Origin of the sequence: Mycobacterium sp., from assembly GCF_046091765.1 — a bacterium.
Lineage (GTDB): Bacteria > Actinomycetota > Actinomycetes > Mycobacteriales > Mycobacteriaceae > Mycobacterium.
The window spans coordinates 18,007-34,922 of the sequence record NZ_JBJTCF010000091.1 but is presented as its reverse complement, the minus strand read 5'-3'; the positions used below and the strand labels follow the sequence as shown (position 1 = coordinate 34,922).

The following is a 16,916-nucleotide window of genomic DNA, read 5'->3' as shown; positions in this document are numbered from 1 at the left end:
TCGTGCCCGATCCCGCGACGTACCGACCGGCGCCCGGATCGATCCCGGTCGAACCGGGGGTGTACCGGTTCAGCGACCCACAGGGCCGGGTCATCTACGTCGGCAAGGCCAAGAGCCTGCGCAGCCGGCTGACGTCCTATTTCGCCGACATCGCGAGTCTGCATCCGCGGACCCGACAGATGGTGACGACCGCCGCGAAAGTGGAGTGGACGGTGGTGGCCACCGAGGTCGAGGCGCTCCAGCTCGAATACAACTGGATCAAGGAGTTCGACCCGAGATTCAATGTCCGCTATCGCGACGACAAGTCCTACCCGATGCTGGCGGTGACCCTCAACGAGGAGTTCCCCCGCCTGATGGTCTACCGGGGACCCCGGCGCAAGGGTGTGCGCTATTTCGGCCCCTACTCGCACGCCTGGGCGATCCGCGAGACGGTCGATCTTCTCACCAGAGTGTTCCCCGCCCGAACATGTTCCCCGGGAGTATTCAAGCGGCACAGCCAGATCCAGCGACCGTGTCTGCTCGGCTACATCGACAAGTGTGCTGCGCCGTGCGTGGGCCGGGTCAGCGCGGCCCAGCACCGTCAGATCGTCCTGGATTTCTGCGACTTCCTGTCCGGCAAGACCGATCGCTTCGCCCGCGATCTGGAGCGGCAGATGAACGCCGCAGCCGCCGAACTGGATTTCGAGCGGGCAGCCCGACTGCGTGACGACATCGGTGCGCTCAAGCGAGCGCTGGAGAAGCAGGCGGTTGTCCTCGGGGACGGAACCGATGCCGACGTCGTGGCCTTCGCCGATGACGATCTGGAAGCCGCGGTGCAGGTGTTCCACGTCCGGGGCGGCAGGGTCCGCGGCCAACGCGGCTGGGTCGTCGAGAAGCCGGGCGAACAGGGTGAGGCCGCGCATGCCCGGCTGGTGGAGCAGTTCCTCACCCAGTTCTACGGCGACCAGGCCGAATGGGAGGGTGCCGCGGCGGGTTCGACGAACCCGGTGCCCAAGGAGGTCCTGGTGCCCTGCCTGCCGCCCAACGCCGGGGAACTGGCCACCTGGCTGTCCGGTCTGCGCGGCTCCCGGGTCGCGCTGCGGATTCCCCGCCGCGGTGACAAGCGCGCACTGGCGGAAACGGTTCAGCGCAACGCGCAGGAGGCACTGCAGCAGCACAAGTTGCGCAGGGCCACCGACTTCACGGCGAGATCGGCCGCGCTGCAGAACATTCAGGACGCGCTCGGGCTGGCGCAGGCACCGCTTCGTATCGAGTGTGTCGATATCAGTCACGTGCAGGGCACCGACGTGGTCGGTTCGCTGGTGGTCTTCGAGGACGGTCTGCCGCGCAAGTCCGACTACCGGCACTTCGCGATCCGCGAAGCGGCCGGCGGTGGCCGCTCCGATGACGTCGCATCCATCGCGGAGGTGACCCGCCGCAGGTTCGCCCACCACACGCAGACCGGCCCACCGGAGTCGGGTCGCAGGTTCGCCTATCCGCCTAATCTCTATGTCGTCGACGGTGGCGCCGCACAGGTGAATGCCGCGCAGACGGTGCTCGACGAACTGGGGGTGACCGATGTGGCGGTGATCGGTCTGGCCAAGCGCCTGGAGGAGGTGTGGGTGCCGGCCGAACCCGATCCGGTGATCCTGCCGCGCCGCAGCGAGGCTCTGTATCTGTTGCAGCGTGTGCGTGATGAGGCGCACCGCTTCGCGATCGGCTACCACCGCAGCAAGCGGTCCAAGCGCATGACGGCCTCCGCGCTGGACGCCGTACCCGGACTCGGCGAGACCCGTCGCCGGGCGCTGGTCACCCACTTCGGCTCGCTGGCCCGGCTGCGACAGGCAAGCATCGAGGAGATCAGCGCGGTGCCCGGTGTCGGTGCGGCGACGGCGGCCGCGGTGGTCGCCGCGCTGGGCGGTCCGGCCGATGCGGGCGAAGCGGCCGGCGACGCCGCGCACCGGGCCGCGCGATGACCGCCCCCGGCGGTGCCGTCGCGCCGGACCTCGACGTCGTCCTGGTGACCGGTCTGTCCGGTGCCGGCCGGGGGACTGCGGCCAAGGTACTGGAGGACCTGGGCTGGTACGTCGCCGACAACCTGCCGCCCGAACTGATCGCCCGCATGGTGGACCTCGGGCTGGCGGCGGGCTCGCGGATCACCCAACTCGCCGTGGTCATGGATGTGCGCTCCCGCGGTTTCTCCGGCGACCTCGATCTGGTTCGGCACGATCTCGCGATGCGCTCGATCACGCCGCGGGTGCTGTTCCTGGAGGCCTCCGACGCCGTTCTGGTGCGCCGGTACGAGAGCAACCGCCGCAGCCATCCGCTGCAGGGCAACCAGACGCTCGCCGAGGGTATCGCCGCCGAGCGGGCCATGCTTGCGCCGGTGCGGGCGGTCGCCGACCTGATCATCGACACCTCGGCGCTGTCGGTGCCCGAGCTGCGGGCGAGCATCGAGCGATCCTTCGGGGGGGCCGCGGCGGCGCAGATCAGCGTCACGGTCGAGTCGTTCGGCTTCAAATACGGGTTGCCGATGGACGCCGACATGGTGATGGACGTGAGATTCCTGCCCAACCCGCACTGGATCGACGAATTGCGCCCGCAGACCGGTCAATCCCCGGCGGTTCGCGACTACGTTCTGGCCCAACCCGGTGCCACTGACTTCCTGCAGACCTACCATCGACTGCTGGGACTGGTCGTCGACGGCTATGTCCGGGAAGGAAAGCGGTACATGACCGTTGCGATCGGCTGCACCGGGGGTAAGCACCGTAGCGTGGCCATGTCGGAAGCGCTCGCCGGACTGCTGGCCGAAAATCCGCAACTCGAGGTCCGCGTGCTCCACCGCGATCTGGGGCGCGAGTGACCACTGCGCAGGGGAGCACCGCGCGGGCTGTCAATCCGCGCATCGTCGCACTGGGCGGCGGTCACGGTCTGTACGCCACCTTGTCGGCGGCGCGCAGACTCAGCCCGCATGTGACCGCGATCGTGACCGTCGCCGACGACGGCGGTTCCTCGGGACGGCTGCGTGCCGAACTCGACGTGGTGCCGCCGGGTGATTTGCGGATGGCGTTGGCGGCCTTGGCGTCGGACAGTCCGCACGGCCGGTTGTGGGCGACCATCATCCAGCACCGCTTCGGCGGAAGCGGTGCCCTGGCCGGTCACCCGATCGGGAACCTGCTGCTCGCCGGACTCAACGAGGTTCTCGCCGATCCCGTGGCCGCCCTCGACGAGTTGGGCCGGATCCTGGCCGTCAACGGCCGGGTGCTGCCGATGTGCCCGATTGCGCTGCAGATCGAAGCCGATGTCGCCGGCTTGGAAGGCGACCCGCGGATGAGCCGGGTCATCCGCGGTCAGGTCGCGGTGGCCACCACGCCCGGAAAGGTGCGCCGGGTGCGCCTGCTGCCCGGGGATCCGCCGGCCACCCGCCAGGCCGTCGACGCGGTGCTGGCGGCCGATCTCGTGGTCCTCGGGCCGGGATCGTGGTTCACCAGCGTGATTCCGCACGTCCTGGTGCCCGGGATGGCGGCCGCCCTGCGGTCAACCCGTGCGCGCCGGGCGCTGGTGTTGAACCTGGCCGCCGAGCCCGGTGAAACCGCGGGATTCTCCGCCGAACGGCATCTGCATGTCCTGGCCCAGCACGCGCCCGGCTTCACCGTGCACGACATCATCGTCGACGCCTCCCGGGTGCCCTCCGAACGGGAGCGTGATCAGTTGCGCCGCACCGCGAGCCTGCTCGAGGCGGCGGTCACCTTCGCCGAGGTTTCCCGGCCTGGTACACCGTTACATGACCCCGCTCGGCTGGCCGCTGCCCTCGATGCGGTCCGGTCGGGGGGCGGGGGCGCGTCGACGGCTACCATCCCGACGGCGGCGGCCATGACGTCGCCCGTGGCCGGCGGGCGGCCCGGCCGGACGCAGCGCCCCGCTGACGGACCGAGAGGTGACGACCAGTGGCGATGACAGCCGAGGTCAAAGACGAGTTGAGCCGACTCGTCATCAACTCGGTCAGCGCACGGCGCGCCGAAGTCGCCTCGCTCTTGCGGTTCGCCGGCGGCCTGCACATCGTGTCGGGCCGGGTGGTGGTGGAAGCCGAGGTGGACCTGGGCAACGTGGCGCGCCGGCTGCGCCGCGACATTCACGACCTCTACGGCTACAGCGCGGTGGTGCACGTTCTCTCGGCCAGCGGAATCCGGAAGACCACGCGCTACCTGGTCCGGGTCGCCAAGGACGGGGAGGCGCTGGCCCGTCAGACCGGCCTGCTGGACCTGCGCGGCCGGCCGGTGCGGGGGCTGCCGGCCCAGGTCGTCGGCGGCAGCATCGCCGACGCGGAGGCGGCCTGGCGGGGCGCCTTCCTCGCGCACGGTTCGCTGACCGAACCCGGGCGCTCCTCGGCGCTGGAGATCAGCTGCCCCGGGCCGGAGGCGGCGCTGGCCCTGGTCGGTGCCGCCCGACGACTGGGCATCAGCGCCAAGGCGCGCGAGGTGCGCGGCGCCGACCGCGTCGTGGTCCGCGACGGGGAAGCCATCGGCATGCTGCTGACCCGCATGGGCGCCCAGGACACCCGGCTGGTCTGGGAGGAGCGGCGGATGCGCCGGGAGGTGCGGGCCACCGCCAATCGGCTGGCCAACTTCGACGACGCCAACCTGCGCCGCTCCGCGCGTGCAGCGGTGGCCGCGGCCGCCCGGGTGGAGCGGGCGCTGGAGATCCTCGGCGACTCGGTGCCCTCCCATCTCGCCGCGGCCGGGCTGCTGCGGGTGGAGCACCGTCAGGCATCGCTGGAGGAGTTGGGCCGGCTGGCCGACCCGCCGATGACGAAAGACGCGGTGGCGGGACGCATCCGGCGGCTGCTGTCGATGGCGGATCGCAAGGCCAAGCAGGACGGGATCCCCGACACCGAGTCCGCGGTCACGCCCGACCTTCTCGAGGACGCCTGAGCGAACCGGTTATCCGGCCGTCTGCTCGGTCATGGCCCAGCGGATCGCCCCCACCAGCGCCCGGCCCGCCATCCTGATCGCGGTGGCCTCCAGCGGCGGAAGATAGGGCAGCCACAGCGGCGATCGCGCCCAGGGCGGCAGCATCGAGATCGACGTCGCGGCCAGAACCCCGTAGGGCCCTCGCGCCAGCAGCGGAAGCGGCGGTGTGATCAGCAGGAAGCGCGCGGCGTCGCGGGCCGCCTCGGTGCCGTGCAATTCACCGCGGTAGGCGTTGATCCGTTCGGCCAGCTGCGCCTCGGTCCGCGGCGGGTCGGGCACCCCCAGGGCGCTGGCCACCCGGGCGGTGTCGGCGACATAGCCGTCGCGGCCCTCCTGGTCGAGCGGGGCGGCCCCGTAGAGCTGGTAGGCCGTGAGGAAGCTGTCCGCCTCGGCGATGTGCACCCACTCCAGCAGATGCGGGTCGTCGGCGCGATAGGGCCGGCCGTCGGGGGCGGTGCCGTGCACCCGGCGGTGGATGCCGCGCACCTTGTCGACGGCGCGCTGGGCGTCGGCCGCGGTACCGAAGGTGGTGACCGCCAGGAAGGTGCTGGTGCGTTGCAGTCGCCCCCACGGATCGCCGCGGTAATCGGAATGCCCGGCCACTCCGGCCATGGCCAGCGGGTGCAGCGACTGGAGCAGCAGCGCGCGCAGGCCGCCGACGAACATCGACGCATCGGCGTGCACACGGCGGATCGGTCGGTCCTCGGCGAACCACCGCGGACCCGGGGTGTCGTGAATGCGGGCCCGCTTGCTCGGACCGTCGGGGCCGGCGACCATCGCGAACAGCCCCTGGCCGAGCCGTTCCCGCACTCCGGCGACGTCCAGGGGGATGAGAGAGGCCATGGTCCCGACGGTACGCGCCGACGGCGCCACCGGGCCAACACCGGGCCGATACCGGGCCAACACCGGGTCGTTTGGGCAGGCCGGCGGACGGCCGGTGGCCCAACTGTGGCTAAACCGCCGACCGACCCCCGCCGCGCGCCACTAGGCTGACGTCCTGGCTGCAGGCGAGAACGACTGTGAGGAGAAGTGCGTGACGATCCGGGTCGGCGTGAACGGCTTCGGCCGCATCGGTCGCAACTTCTACCGGGCGCTGTCCGCCCGCAAGAAGATCGAGGCGATGGGACGGATGGCCCAGGAACTCGGGCTGCCCAAGGGGGCCGAGGGCAAGGCCGCCGACATCGAGATCGTGGCGGTCAACGACCTCACCGACAACGCCACCCTGGCCCATCTGCTCAAGTTCGACTCGATTCTGGGCCGGCTCTCCGAGGACGTCTCGGTCGACGGTGACACGCTGGTCATCGGCAGTCAGCGGGTCACGGCACTGGAGGTCAAGGAAGGTCCGGCCGCGCTGCCCTGGGGCGAGCTCGGCGTCGACGTGGTGGTGGAGTCCACCGGCATCTTCACCGACGCGCGGGCCCGGGGCCACCTGGAAGCCGGCGCCAAGAAGGTGATCATCTCCGCGCCGGCCCAGGACGAGGACATCACCCTCGTGCTCGGAGTCAACGACGACAAGTACGACGGCAGCCAGAACGTCATCTCCAACGCGTCGTGCACCACCAACTGCCTGGCACCCCTTGCCAAAGTGGTCAACGACACCTTCGGTATCGAGCGCGGCCTGATGACCACGATTCACGCCTATACCCAGGACCAGAACCTCCAGGACGCGCCGCACCGCGACCTGCGCCGCGCCCGTGCGGCCGCGCTGAACATCGTTCCGACGTCGACCGGCGCGGCCAAGGCCATCGGCCTGGTGCTGCCGGAGCTGAAGGGCAAGCTGGACGGCTACGCGCTGCGGGTGCCGATCCCGACCGGCTCGGTGACCGATCTCACCGTCGACCTGAAGAAGAAAGCCAGCGCCGAGGAGATCAACGCCGCGCTCAAGTCGGCAGCCGACGGACCGCTGCGCGGCATCCTGAAGTACTACGACGTGCCGATCGTCTCCAGTGACATCGTCACCGACCCGCACAGTTCGATCGTCGACTCGCTGCTGACGAAGGTCATCGACAAGCAGGCCAAGGTGGTCTCCTGGTACGACAACGAGTGGGGCTACTCCAACCGCCTCATCGACCTCATCGCCCTGGTCGGCAAGTCCCTGTAGCCCGGACATGCCCGTGAAAAGTCTCGCCGACCTGCTCGCCGAGGGAGTGCAGGGGCGCGGCGTGCTGGTCCGCTGCGATCTCAACGTGCCCCTCGACGAACACGGAACGGTGACCGACGCCGGTCGCATCGAGGCGTCGGTGCCCACTCTCAAGGCGCTCTCGGACGCCGGCGCGAAGGTCATCGTCACCGCGCACCTGGGTCGGCCGAAGAGCGGACCCGACCCGACGCTGTCGCTGGCGCCGGTGGCCAAGGTGCTCGGCGACAAGCTGGGTCGCCACGTCCAGCTCGCGGGGGACGTGGTCGGTCCCGACGCGCTGGCGAGGGCCGAGGGACTGACCGACGGAGACATCCTGCTGCTGGAGAACATCCGGTTCGACGCCCGGGAGACCAGCAAGGACGACGCGGAACGCGGTGCGCTGGCCAGGAGCCTGGCCGGGCTCGTCGGCGGTGCGGGAGGGGATGGCGCGTTCGTCTCGGACGGTTTCGGCGTGGTGCACCGCAAGCAGGCCTCGGTCTACGACGTCGCCGCGCTGCTGCCGCACTACGCCGGCAGGCTGGTCGCAGCGGAAGTCAGGGTGCTCGAGCAGCTGGCCACGGCCGGCGAGGCCGGCGAGCGGCCCTATGCGGTGGTGCTGGGGGGTTCGAAGGTCTCCGACAAGCTCGCCGTCATCGAGAACCTCGCCGGCAAGGCCGACAGCCTGGTCATCGGCGGTGGGATGTGCTTCACCTTCCTGGCCGCCCAGGGTTTCTCGGTGGGCACGTCACTGCTGGAGCAGGGCATGATCGACACCTGCCGGCGCCTTCTCGAGGAATACGGCGACGTCATCCATCTGCCGGTCGACGTCGTCGTGGCATCGGAGTTCAGGGCCGACTCTCCGCCGGAAACCGTTGCGGTCCGCGCAATTCCGTCCGACAGGATGGGTCTGGACATCGGCCCCGAGTCGGTCGAGCGGTTCACCGCGCTGCTGTCCAACGCCCGGACCATCTTCTGGAACGGACCGATGGGTGTGTTCGAGTTCCCGGCGTTCGCCGCCGGCACCAAAGGAGTGGCCGAGGCGATCCTCGCGGCGACCGGCAAGGGAGCCTTCAGTGTGGTGGGCGGCGGGGACTCGGCTGCGGCCGTGCGCCGGCTCGGTCTGCGCGAGGACGGCTTCTCGCACATCTCCACCGGCGGTGGGGCCTCGCTGGAGTACCTCGAGGGCAAGACGCTCCCAGGCATCGAGATTCTGAACTGAAAGGCTCACCCCGTGTCCCGTAAACCGCTGATCGCGGGCAACTGGAAGATGAACCTCAATCACTTCGAGGCGATCGCCCTGGTCCAGAAGATCGCCTTTGCGCTGCCCGAGAAGTACTTCGACAAGGTCGACGTGACCGTCATCCCGCCGTTCACCGACCTGCGCAGCGTGCAGACCCTGGTGGACGGCGACCGGCTGCGGCTGACCTACGGGGCGCAGGACCTCTCCCCGCACGACGCGGGCGCCTACACCGGTGATATCAGCGGAGCATTCCTCGCCAAACTGGGATGCACGTTCGTCCTCGCCGGGCATTCCGAGCGTCGCACCTACCACCACGAGGATGATGCACTGGTCGCGGCGAAAGCGGCGGCGGCATTCCGGCACGGTCTGGTTCCGATCGTCTGTATCGGGGAGCACCTGGAGATCCGCGAGGCCGGCGCTCACGTCGAGCACAACGTCACCCAGTTGCGCGGTTCGCTGGCGGGTCTGACCGCCGAACAGCTTGCGACGGTGGTGATCGCCTACGAGCCGGTGTGGGCGATCGGCACCGGCCGGGTCGCCGGGCCCGCCGACGCGCAGGAGGTGTGCGCGGCGATCCGCGCCGAACTGACCGCGCTGGCGTCCCGCCAGGCCGCGGATGCGGTGCGGATTCTCTACGGGGGTTCGGTCAACGCGAAGAACGTCGCCGAGATCGTCGCCCAGCAGGACGTCGACGGGGCCCTGGTCGGCGGTGCCTCCCTGGAAGGTGAGCAGTTCGCGGTCCTGGCGGCGATCGCCGCCGGCGGGCCGCTGCCCTGACGGCCGCAGCGGCCCGGTAAACTGCGCCCATGGTCTTCACGCTGCAGATCCTGCTGGTCATCACCAGCCTGCTCATCGTGCTGCTGGTGCTGCTGCACCGCGCCAAGGGCGGCGGCCTGTCCACGCTGTTCGGCGGCGGGGTCCAGTCCAGCCTGTCGGGTTCCACGGTGGTGGAGAAGAACCTGGACCGGTTGACGTTGTTCGTCACCGGGATCTGGCTGGTGGCGATCATCGGTATCGCGCTGCAGATCAAGTACTCCTGAGACGCCGGCGGCGCTCGACGCGCCCCTCTCGCCGTGCAGGATGATCGGGCGGGGCCGATACTTGACGCCGTGTCGGAAACGTCGCTGGAGCCGATCGGTGCGGTTCACCGCAGCGCGACCGGCCGCGAGGCCACCGAGCCGATGCGCGCCGACATCCGCCTGCTGGGGGCGATCCTGGGTGACACCGTGCGCGAGCAGAACGGGCAGGACGTCTACCGGCTTGTCGAGCGCGCCCGGGTGGAGTCCTTCCGGGTGCGCCGCTCGGAGATAGACCGCACCGAGCTGGCCGGGATGTTCTCCGGGATCGACATCCACCTGGCCATCCCGGTGATCCGTGCGTTCAGCCACTTCGCCCTGCTGGCCAATGTCGCCGAGGACGTCCACCGCGAGCGCCGCCGCGCCGTGCACGCCGGGGCCGGAGAGCCGGCCCCGGACAGCACGCTGGCCGCGACCTACCGCAAACTCGATGAGGCGGTGCTGGATGCCGGCACCGTCGCCGAGGTGTTGAGCGACGCCCTGGTCTCGCCGGTGATCACCGCACATCCGACCGAGACCCGCCGGCGCACCGTTTTCGACACCCAGAACCGCATCACCAGCCTGTTGCGGTTGCGCCTGCACGGCCAGGACGAGACCGAAGAGGGCCGGCCGGTCGACCTGGAGTTGCGGCGCCAGATTCTGATCCTCTGGCAGACCGCGCTGATCCGGCTGTCCCGCTTGCGGATTGAGGACGAAATCGAGTCCGGCCTGCGCTACTACCCGGCGTCGTTCTTCGACGTGATCCCGAGGATCAACGCCGAGGTCCGCCGGGAGCTTCGACGGCGATGGCCGGATGCCGCTCTGCTCAGGCGGCCGATGCTGCGCCCCGGCTCGTGGATCGGGGGTGACCGCGACGGGAACCCGAACGTGACGGCCGATGTGGTGCGGATGGCGACCGCTGATGCCGCATTCACTGCGCTGTCGCACTACTTCGACGAACTGTTCGCCCTCGAGCAGGAACTGTCGATGTCGGCGCGACTGGTGGCGGTCAGTGCGGACCTCGCCGCGCTGGCCGACGGGTGCACGGATCCGGCGCGAGCCGATGAACCGTATCGCCGGGCGGTGCGGACGGTGCGCGCCCGGCTGACCGCCACCGCGACGGCGATCCTGGAGCGTCGGCCCGAGCACCTGGTCGATCTGGGTCTGGCCGGCTACCGCGCCCCCGACGAACTCCTCGCCGACCTCGATGTCCTCAGCGCGTCGCTGCGCGAACACGGCGGGGCCCTGCTCGCCGACGACCGGCTGGCCCGGCTTCGCGACGCGGTCGAGGTGTTCGGTTTCCACCTGTGCGGGCTGGACATGCGGCAGAACTCCGAGGTGCACGAGCAGGTGGTGACCGAGTTACTGGCGTGGGCCGGTGTGCACCCCGACTACACGTCGTTGCCGGAGGCCGAGCGTGTCGCGCTGCTGGTCGCCGAACTGGCCACCCGCCGGCCGTTGATCGGCGAGGACGCCGACATCGGCGAACTCGCCCGCAAGGAACTCGGCATTCTGCGCGCGGCCGCCGGGGCCGTGCGCACCCTCGGTGACGCGGCGATCCCGAACTACATCATCTCGATGTGCCAGTCGGTCTCGGATCTGCTGGAGGCGGCAGTTCTGCTCAAAGAGGCGGGGCTGTTGGATCTCGGATCGCCTCCCCGCACACCGGTCGGCATCGTCCCGTTGTTCGAGACCATCGACGACCTTCGGCACGGTGCGCAGATCCTGGAGTCCGCCCTGGACCTGCCGCTCTACCGGGAAATGGTCAGTGCCCGCGGCGACGCGCAGGAGGTGATGCTCGGCTATTCCGACTCCAACAAGGACGGCGGGTACTTGGCGGCCAATTGGGCGATCTACCGGGCCGAGCTGGATCTGGTCCGCGCGGCGCGCCGGCATCGAATCCGGTTGCGGCTCTTCCACGGTCGCGGTGGCACCGTGGGTCGCGGCGGCGGTCCGAGTTACGACGCGATTCTCGCCCAGCCGCCCGGAGCCGTCGGCGGGTCGCTGCGCCTGACCGAACAGGGCGAGATCATCGCCGCCAAGTACGCCGAACCGCATCTGGCCTACCGCAACCTGGAGAGCCTCATCTCGGCCACCCTGGAGGCCAGCCTGCTCGACGTCGAGGGACTCGGCGACGACGCCGAAGCCGCCTACCAGGTGTTCGACGAGCTCGCCGAGCGCGCCCGGCGCGCCTACCGCGAACTGGTGCATCAGACACCGGGTTTCGTGCAGTACTTCCAGGAGTCGACACCGGTCAGCGAGATCGGCGCGATGAACATCGGCAGCCGCCCGGCGTCGCGCAAACCGACCGCGCAGATCTCCGATCTTCGCGCCATCCCCTGGGTGCTGGCCTGGAGCCAGTCGCGGGTGATGCTGCCGGGCTGGTACGGCACCGGCACCGCAATCGAGGAATTCCTCGGCGCGGGCGCACCGGACAGGCTGGAGACGCTGCGCGAGCTTCACCGGACATGGCCGTTCTTCCGCACGGTGCTCTCCAACATGGCGCAGGTGCTGGCCAAGTCCGACATGGGCCTGGCGGCGCGGTACGCCGGGCTGGTCACCGACGCCGAGGTGCGCGGCACCGTTTTCGACAAGATCCGCACCGAACACGAGCGGACCCTCCGCATGCACGGGCTGGTCACCGGCCAGGATCTGCTGGCGGACAATCCCGCGCTGGCCCGGTCGGTGTTCAACCGATTCCCCTACCTCGAGCCGCTCAACCACCTGCAGGTCGAACTGCTGCGCCGCTACCGCGCCGGTGAGGACGACGAACTGGTGCGGCGCGGCATCCTGCTGACGATGAACGGGCTGTCCTCCGCGCTGCGCAACAGCGGCTAGCGCTCGCGGCCGCGTAGAACATTGACCACCCCGCGCACCGCGGACTCGGTGGCCACCAGCGGCGACATCACCGTCTCGCCGACGTCGACCATCCGCTCCACCCGGTCCACGACGCCCTCCATCCGGACCAGGGTCGCGTTGAGCGTTTTCAGGGTCGTGTCGAAGAACGTCAGCGAGCTTTCCAGGCCGCCGACTGCCCGGTTGAGGCTCACCAGGCTGGACTCCAGGTCGGTCAGAACGGTGTCGAGCTGGTCGACGGTGACGTCGGCGTTGAGCGCTGCCTGGGCGAGCGATCTGATCCGCTCACCCGGGGTGCGGGGCGTTGACTTGTCAGCCATGGTCGTCCTCCAGTTTCTGTGCGGCGGCTGCGTCGAGCAGCCAGACGGTCGCTTCCCGGCCGGTGGCGCCGGCGGCGGGAATGTCGGCGGGTGGGGCACCGCTGATCGCCGCGGCGACCGCCTCCGCCTTGGCCCCGCCCGACACCACCAGCCACACCTCCCGGGCGCGCCGTACCGCGGGCAGGGTCAGGGTGATCCGGTGCGGCGGCGGTTTGGGCGAGTCCGGCACCCCGACGACCATTCGCTCGTCCTCCAAGACCGCGGGGGTGTGCGGGAACAGTGAGTTGACGTGGCCCTCGCCACCCATGCCGAGCAGGTGGACGTCGAAGACCGGGGTCGGCTGGCCGGGCTCGGCGTCGGCGGCCAGTTCGTGGGCGTAGGCGCGCGCAGCCCCGTCCAGATCCGGGCCGAACCGGCCGTCGCTGGCGGGCATGGGGTGAATCTGGTTCTCCGGGACGGCGACGGAGTTCAGCAGCGCCTCGCGCGCCTGCTTCTCGTTGCGCTCGTCGTCGTCGTGCGGCACGTAGCGATCGTCGCCCCAGTACAGGTGAACCTTGCTCCAGTCGAGGAGATGCGAGCCGAGGCGCTTGAGCAGACCGATACCGGTGCCACCGCCGGTCAGTACGATCACCGCCCGGCCCCGCTGCGCGACGGCCGACGTGATCGCCGCGGCAAGCCGATCCCCGGCGGCACCCACCAGCGTGTCGGTGTCGGGGTAGGTCTCGACCGTGATGCTCACGGTCAGGTTTTTCCGCCGGGCGCGTATTGCACTTTGCCGATGCCGTTGAGCGCCTCGTGATAGATCTCGTCGGCATCGAGGCGGCGCAGATCCTCGGCCAGGCACTCGCGGGTCTCGCGGCGGGGCAGCGGCAGTTGCGCCGCGGGACGGCTGGTCCGGCTCAGGGTGGCCGTGGAGCCGGTCTGAGGTCTGCTCAGCGTGATGGTCTGACTCGGCTGCATCAATTCCACCTTGAGGTCGCCGACCTCTCGGCGCACCGCCCCGTCGATCCGGCTCGCCAGCCAGCCCGCCAGAATATCCAGGGCCGGTTCATCTTTGAGTCCGGAGACCACCGCCGCGGTGATCGGCTCGTAGGGAGGCTGGTCCAGTGCGGTGGTCAGCAGCGCCCGCCAGTAGGTGATCCGGCTCCAGGCAAGGTCGGTGTCACCCTGGGTGTAACCCTCCAGCCGACTGCGCAGCGCCGCCAGCGGATCCTCGGCTTTGGTCGCATCGGTGATCCGGCGGATGCCCAAGCGGCCCAGCGGATCGGTGGCCGGCACGGCCGGCGCGGTACCCGGCCACCACACCACGACCGGGGTGTCGGGCAGCAGGAACGGCAGCACCACGCTGCTGGCGTGGGCCGACAGCGGCCCCGAGATGCGCAGCACCACCACCTCGCCGGCACCGGCATCACCGCCCACCCGGAGTTGACCGTCCAGGCGCGCCTCGGAGGCGAGCCGGTCGTGGGGGACCACCACGATGATGCGGCACGGATGCTCGCGGCTGGCCGAGGTGGCCGCGTCGATCGCGTTCTCGACGAGCTCCTCGGTGTCGGGGGCGACCACCAGCGTCAGCACCCGGCCGAGGGTGATCGCGCCGCCTTCCTCGCGCAGTTCGGTGATCCGCTTGCTGATTTCGTTGGTGCTGGTGTCGGGAAGGTCGACGATCATGGGCGTCTCCATTCCCGGCCGGATCGTTCGAGCATCGCGAACGCCGAGTCCGGTCCCCAGGTGCCGGCCGGATAGGGGTCGGGTTTGCCGTGCGTCGCCCAGTAGTCGAGCACCGGATCGAGGATCTCCCAGGACAGTTCCACCTCGGCGTTGACCGGGAACAGGGACGGCTCCCCGAGCAGCACATCGAGGATCAGCCGTTCGTAGGCCTCGGGGGAGTCCTCGGCGAACGCCGAGCCGTAGGAGAAGTCCATGTTGACGTCGCGGACTTCCATCGTGCTGCCGGGCACCTTCGACCCGAACCGCAGCGTGATTCCCTCGTCGGGCTGGACCCGGAAGACCAGGGCGTTCTGGCTCAGTTCCTCGGTCATGGTCTGATCGAAGGGCAGGTGCGGTGCCCGCTTGAACATCAGCGCGATCTCGGTCACCCGCCGTCCCAGCCGCTTACCGGTCCGCAGATAGAACGGGACCCCGGCCCAGCGGCGGGTGTCGACCTCGAGGGTGATCGCGGCGAACGTCTCGGTCGTCGAGGTCTTGGAGAAGCCCTCCTCGTCGAGCAGGCCGACCACCTTCTCCCCACCCTGCCACCCCGCGGCGTACTGACCGCGCGCGCTGGTCAGGTCCAGCGGCTGGGCCAGCCGAGTTGCGGAGAGCACCTTGACCTTCTCCGCCTTGACCTCCTCGGCGCCGAAGTTGACCGGCTCCTCCATCGCGGTCAGGGCGAGCAGTTGCAGCAGATGGTTCTGGATCACGTCGCGCGCGGCCCCGATGCCGTCGTAGTAGCCGGCCCGCCCGCCGAGTCCGATGTCCTCAGCCATGGTGATCTGCACGCTGTCGACGTAGTGGCTGTTCCAGATCGGCTCGTAGAGCTCGTTGGCGAAACGCAGCGCGAGGATGTTCTGAACCGTCTCCTTGCCGAGGTAGTGGTCGATGCGGAAGACCGACTCCTCGGCGAACACGCTGTTGACCACCTGGTTGAGCTCCACCGCACTCTGCAGGTCGTGGCCGAACGGTTTCTCGATCACGACCCGGCTCCACCGGCCGTCGCGCGAGCTGGCCAGCCCCGACTTCTTCAGCTGCTCGCAGACGACCGGGAAGGCCTTCGGCGGGATGGACAGATAGAAGGCGTGGTTGCCGCCGGTGCCTCGCTCGGCGTCGAGTTTCTCGAGGGTCTCGGCGAGTTTGGCGAACGACGCGTCGTCGTCGAAGCTGCCCTGCACGAAGCGGAATCCCTCGGCCAGCCGATCCCAGACCTCCTGGCGGAAGGTGGTGCGGGAGTGCTGCTTGACCGCGTCGTAGACGATCTTGCCGAAGTCCTGGTCGGCCCAGTCCCGCCGGGCGAAACCGACCAGCGAGAAGGACGGCGGCAGCAGGCCGCGGTTGGCCAGGTCGTAGATCGCCGGCATGAGTTTCTTGCGGGACAGATCGCCGGTGACCCCGAAGATCACCACACCGCACGGGCCGGCGATTCGCGGCATCCGCTTGTCGCGCTTGTCGCGCAGGGGGTTGTGCCACCCGGACGGTCCGGGCGCACTCGCCGAGGGCTCAGCCGTGGAACTCATCCCGGACTCACTTCGCGGCGGCGGTCAACTGGTCCTGGGTCGCGTCGAGCAGCTCCTGCCAGGACTTCTCGAACTTCTCCACGCCGTCGTCCTCGAGAAGGGTGAACACGTCGGCGAGGTCGATCCCGGCCGCCGACAGCGAGTCGAACACCGCCTGCGCCGCGGTGGCCGTGCCGGAGACGGTGTCCCCGGTGACGGTGCCGTGGTCGGCGACCGCCTCGAGGGTCTTCTCCGGCATGGTGTTGACCGTGTCGCGGGCCACCAGTTCGGTGACGTAGAGGGTGTCGGAGTAGTCCGGATTCTTGACCCCGGTGGATGCCCACAGCGGGCGCTGCACCCGTGCTCCGGCGTCCGCCAGCGCCGCGAACCGCGTGCCGCCGAACACCTCCTGGTATGCCGCGTAGGCCAGACGGGCGTTGGCGACACCGGCCTGGCCGCGCAGTGCCAGCGCCTCGGCGGAGCCGATCTTCTCCAGGCGCTTGTCGATCTCGGTGTCCACCCGGGAGACGAAAAACGAAGCGACCGAGTGGATCGTGGACAGATCGTGTCCGGCCTGCCGGGCGGCTTCCAGCCCGGCGAGGTAGGCGTCCATCACGGCGCGATGCCGGTCGACGGAGAAGATCAGCGTGACGTTCACCGAGATCCCCTCGGCGAGGACGGCGGTGATGGCCGGCAGGCCGGCCAGTGTGGCGGGGATCTTGATCAGCAGGTTGGGCCGGTCGACGATCTTCCACAATTCGATGGCCTGCAAGATCGTCTTGTCGGTGTCGTGCGCCAGTCGCGGATCGACCTCGATCGAGACCCGACCGTCGATGCCGCTGGAGGCCTCCCACTGCGGCCGCAGCACGTCACACGCCTCCCGGACGTCGTCGGTGGTGACGGTGCGGATGGTCGCGTCGACATCGGCCCCGCGTTCGGCCAACTCCGCGACCTGGGCGTCGTAGGCGGTGCCTGTGGACAGCGCGGCCTGGAAGATGGACGGGTTGGTGGTGACGCCGACGACGCTGCGGGTGTCGATGAGCTGCTGGAGGTTTCCCGAGCGCAGCCGGTCGCGGGACAGGTCGTCGAGCCACACGGACACACCCGCCGCGGAGAGCGCCGCGAGATGGGGGTTCTGGGTCATGGTGTTCTCCTGGTGAGTGTTGGA

At 69.6% G+C, this 16,916-nt stretch carries 15 protein-coding genes; 9 read left to right on the top strand and 6 right to left on the bottom strand.

What is annotated here, in order from left to right:
* The first annotated feature begins 2 nt into the window (after positions 1 to 2).
* From uvrC to whiA, 4 genes are read left to right on the top strand one after another with little or no spacing between them, the layout of a single operon-like run.
* Positions 3 to 1,955, top strand: a complete 1,953-nt coding sequence (gene uvrC / locus ACKOB8_RS09890; RefSeq protein ID WP_526377036.1) for an excinuclease ABC subunit UvrC — start codon at positions 3 to 5, stop codon at positions 1,953 to 1,955.
* Complete coding sequence (rapZ, locus tag ACKOB8_RS09885) at positions 1,952 to 2,842, top strand: RNase adapter RapZ (RefSeq protein ID WP_526377035.1); 891 nt, start codon at positions 1,952 to 1,954, stop codon at positions 2,840 to 2,842. The genes uvrC and rapZ overlap by 4 nt, the downstream gene beginning before the upstream one ends.
* A 41-nt stretch (positions 2,843 to 2,883) precedes the next feature.
* On the top strand, positions 2,884 to 3,936 hold the full coding sequence (yvcK, locus tag ACKOB8_RS09880) for a uridine diphosphate-N-acetylglucosamine-binding protein YvcK (protein ID WP_526377057.1): 1,053 nt from the start codon (positions 2,884 to 2,886) through the stop codon (positions 3,934 to 3,936).
* Positions 3,927 to 4,910 (top strand): DNA-binding protein WhiA, encoded by a 984-nt coding sequence (gene whiA / locus ACKOB8_RS09875; protein ID WP_526247735.1) that lies wholly within the window; start codon positions 3,927 to 3,929, stop codon positions 4,908 to 4,910. The genes yvcK and whiA overlap by 10 nt, the downstream gene beginning before the upstream one ends.
* 9 nt (positions 4,911 to 4,919) lie before the next feature.
* Here the strand turns inward: whiA and ACKOB8_RS09870 are convergent, their stop codons facing one another.
* Positions 4,920 to 5,792, bottom strand: a complete 873-nt coding sequence (locus ACKOB8_RS09870; RefSeq protein WP_526377034.1) for an oxygenase MpaB family protein — start codon at positions 5,790 to 5,792, stop codon at positions 4,920 to 4,922.
* Between the two features lie 190 nt (positions 5,793 to 5,982).
* On the opposite strand from ACKOB8_RS09870, the gene gap reads away from it, so the two are divergent.
* From gap to ppc, 5 genes are all read left to right on the top strand, one after another.
* Entirely contained in the window at positions 5,983 to 7,050 is a 1,068-nt protein-coding gene (gap, locus tag ACKOB8_RS09865; RefSeq protein WP_526377033.1) for a type I glyceraldehyde-3-phosphate dehydrogenase, read from the top strand.
* 7 nt (positions 7,051 to 7,057) lie between these two features.
* Positions 7,058 to 8,287 (top strand): phosphoglycerate kinase, encoded by a 1,230-nt coding sequence (locus ACKOB8_RS09860; protein ID WP_526377032.1) that lies wholly within the window; start codon positions 7,058 to 7,060, stop codon positions 8,285 to 8,287.
* A 12-nt stretch (positions 8,288 to 8,299) separates the two neighbouring features.
* The gene (gene tpiA, locus ACKOB8_RS09855; RefSeq protein WP_526377031.1) at positions 8,300 to 9,085 is read left to right on the top strand and encodes a triose-phosphate isomerase; all 786 of its coding nucleotides are present in this window, start codon (positions 8,300 to 8,302) and stop codon (positions 9,083 to 9,085) included.
* Between the two features lie 29 nt (positions 9,086 to 9,114).
* Positions 9,115 to 9,348, top strand: coding sequence for a preprotein translocase subunit SecG (secG, locus tag ACKOB8_RS09850; RefSeq protein ID WP_526377030.1), 234 nt, complete (start codon positions 9,115 to 9,117; stop codon positions 9,346 to 9,348).
* Positions 9,349 to 9,417: 69 nt separating this feature from the next.
* Positions 9,418 to 12,201 carry a phosphoenolpyruvate carboxylase gene (gene ppc, locus ACKOB8_RS09845; protein ID WP_526377029.1) on the top strand — a complete coding sequence of 928 codons (2,784 nt, stop codon included), beginning with the start codon at positions 9,418 to 9,420 and terminating at the stop codon, positions 12,199 to 12,201.
* Here ppc and ACKOB8_RS09840 read toward each other — a convergent pair.
* The 5 genes from ACKOB8_RS09840 to tal are packed head-to-tail and all read right to left on the bottom strand — an operon-like array spanning position 12,198 to position 16,892.
* Positions 12,198 to 12,539: an ATPase gene (locus ACKOB8_RS09840; protein ID WP_526377028.1), complete on the bottom strand. Its 342-nt coding sequence runs from the start codon at positions 12,537 to 12,539 to the stop codon at positions 12,198 to 12,200. The genes ppc and ACKOB8_RS09840 overlap by 4 nt on opposite strands.
* Entirely contained in the window at positions 12,532 to 13,278 is a 747-nt protein-coding gene (pgl, locus tag ACKOB8_RS09835; RefSeq protein ID WP_526377027.1) for a 6-phosphogluconolactonase, read from the bottom strand. Before pgl ends, ACKOB8_RS09840 begins: the two co-directional genes overlap by 8 nt.
* 2 nt (positions 13,279 to 13,280) lie before the next feature.
* The gene (gene opcA, locus ACKOB8_RS09830) at positions 13,281 to 14,207 is read right to left on the bottom strand and encodes a glucose-6-phosphate dehydrogenase assembly protein OpcA (protein ID WP_526377056.1); all 927 of its coding nucleotides are present in this window, start codon (positions 14,205 to 14,207) and stop codon (positions 13,281 to 13,283) included.
* Positions 14,204 to 15,769 carry a glucose-6-phosphate dehydrogenase gene (gene zwf, locus ACKOB8_RS09825; protein ID WP_526377026.1) on the bottom strand — a complete coding sequence of 522 codons (1,566 nt, stop codon included), beginning with the start codon at positions 15,767 to 15,769 and terminating at the stop codon, positions 14,204 to 14,206. The genes opcA and zwf overlap by 4 nt, the downstream gene beginning before the upstream one ends.
* Before the next feature lie 7 nt (positions 15,770 to 15,776).
* Positions 15,777 to 16,892 carry a transaldolase gene (gene tal / locus ACKOB8_RS09820; protein ID WP_526377025.1) on the bottom strand — a complete coding sequence of 372 codons (1,116 nt, stop codon included), beginning with the start codon at positions 16,890 to 16,892 and terminating at the stop codon, positions 15,777 to 15,779.
* Positions 16,893 to 16,916 lie beyond the last annotated feature (24 nt).

Excerpts from the sequence above, each read along its gene's own strand:
- zwf (WP_526377026.1), bottom strand. The coding sequence starts at position 15,769 with ATGAGTTCCACGGCTGAGCCCTCGGCGAGTGCGCCCGGACCGTCCGGG.
- secG (WP_526377030.1), top strand. The coding sequence starts at position 9,115 with ATGGTCTTCACGCTGCAGATCCTGCTGGTCATCACCAGCCTGCTCATC.
- opcA (WP_526377056.1), bottom strand. The coding sequence starts at position 14,207 with ATGATCGTCGACCTTCCCGACACCAGCACCAACGAAATCAGCAAGCGG.
- ACKOB8_RS09840 (WP_526377028.1), bottom strand. The coding sequence starts at position 12,539 with ATGGCTGACAAGTCAACGCCCCGCACCCCGGGTGAGCGGATCAGATCG.
- rapZ (WP_526377035.1), top strand. The coding sequence starts at position 1,952 with ATGACCGCCCCCGGCGGTGCCGTCGCGCCGGACCTCGACGTCGTCCTG.
- ACKOB8_RS09860 (WP_526377032.1), top strand. The coding sequence starts at position 7,058 with ATGCCCGTGAAAAGTCTCGCCGACCTGCTCGCCGAGGGAGTGCAGGGG.
- tal (WP_526377025.1), bottom strand. The coding sequence starts at position 16,892 with ATGACCCAGAACCCCCATCTCGCGGCGCTCTCCGCGGCGGGTGTGTCC.
- ACKOB8_RS09870 (WP_526377034.1), bottom strand. The coding sequence starts at position 5,792 with ATGGCCTCTCTCATCCCCCTGGACGTCGCCGGAGTGCGGGAACGGCTC.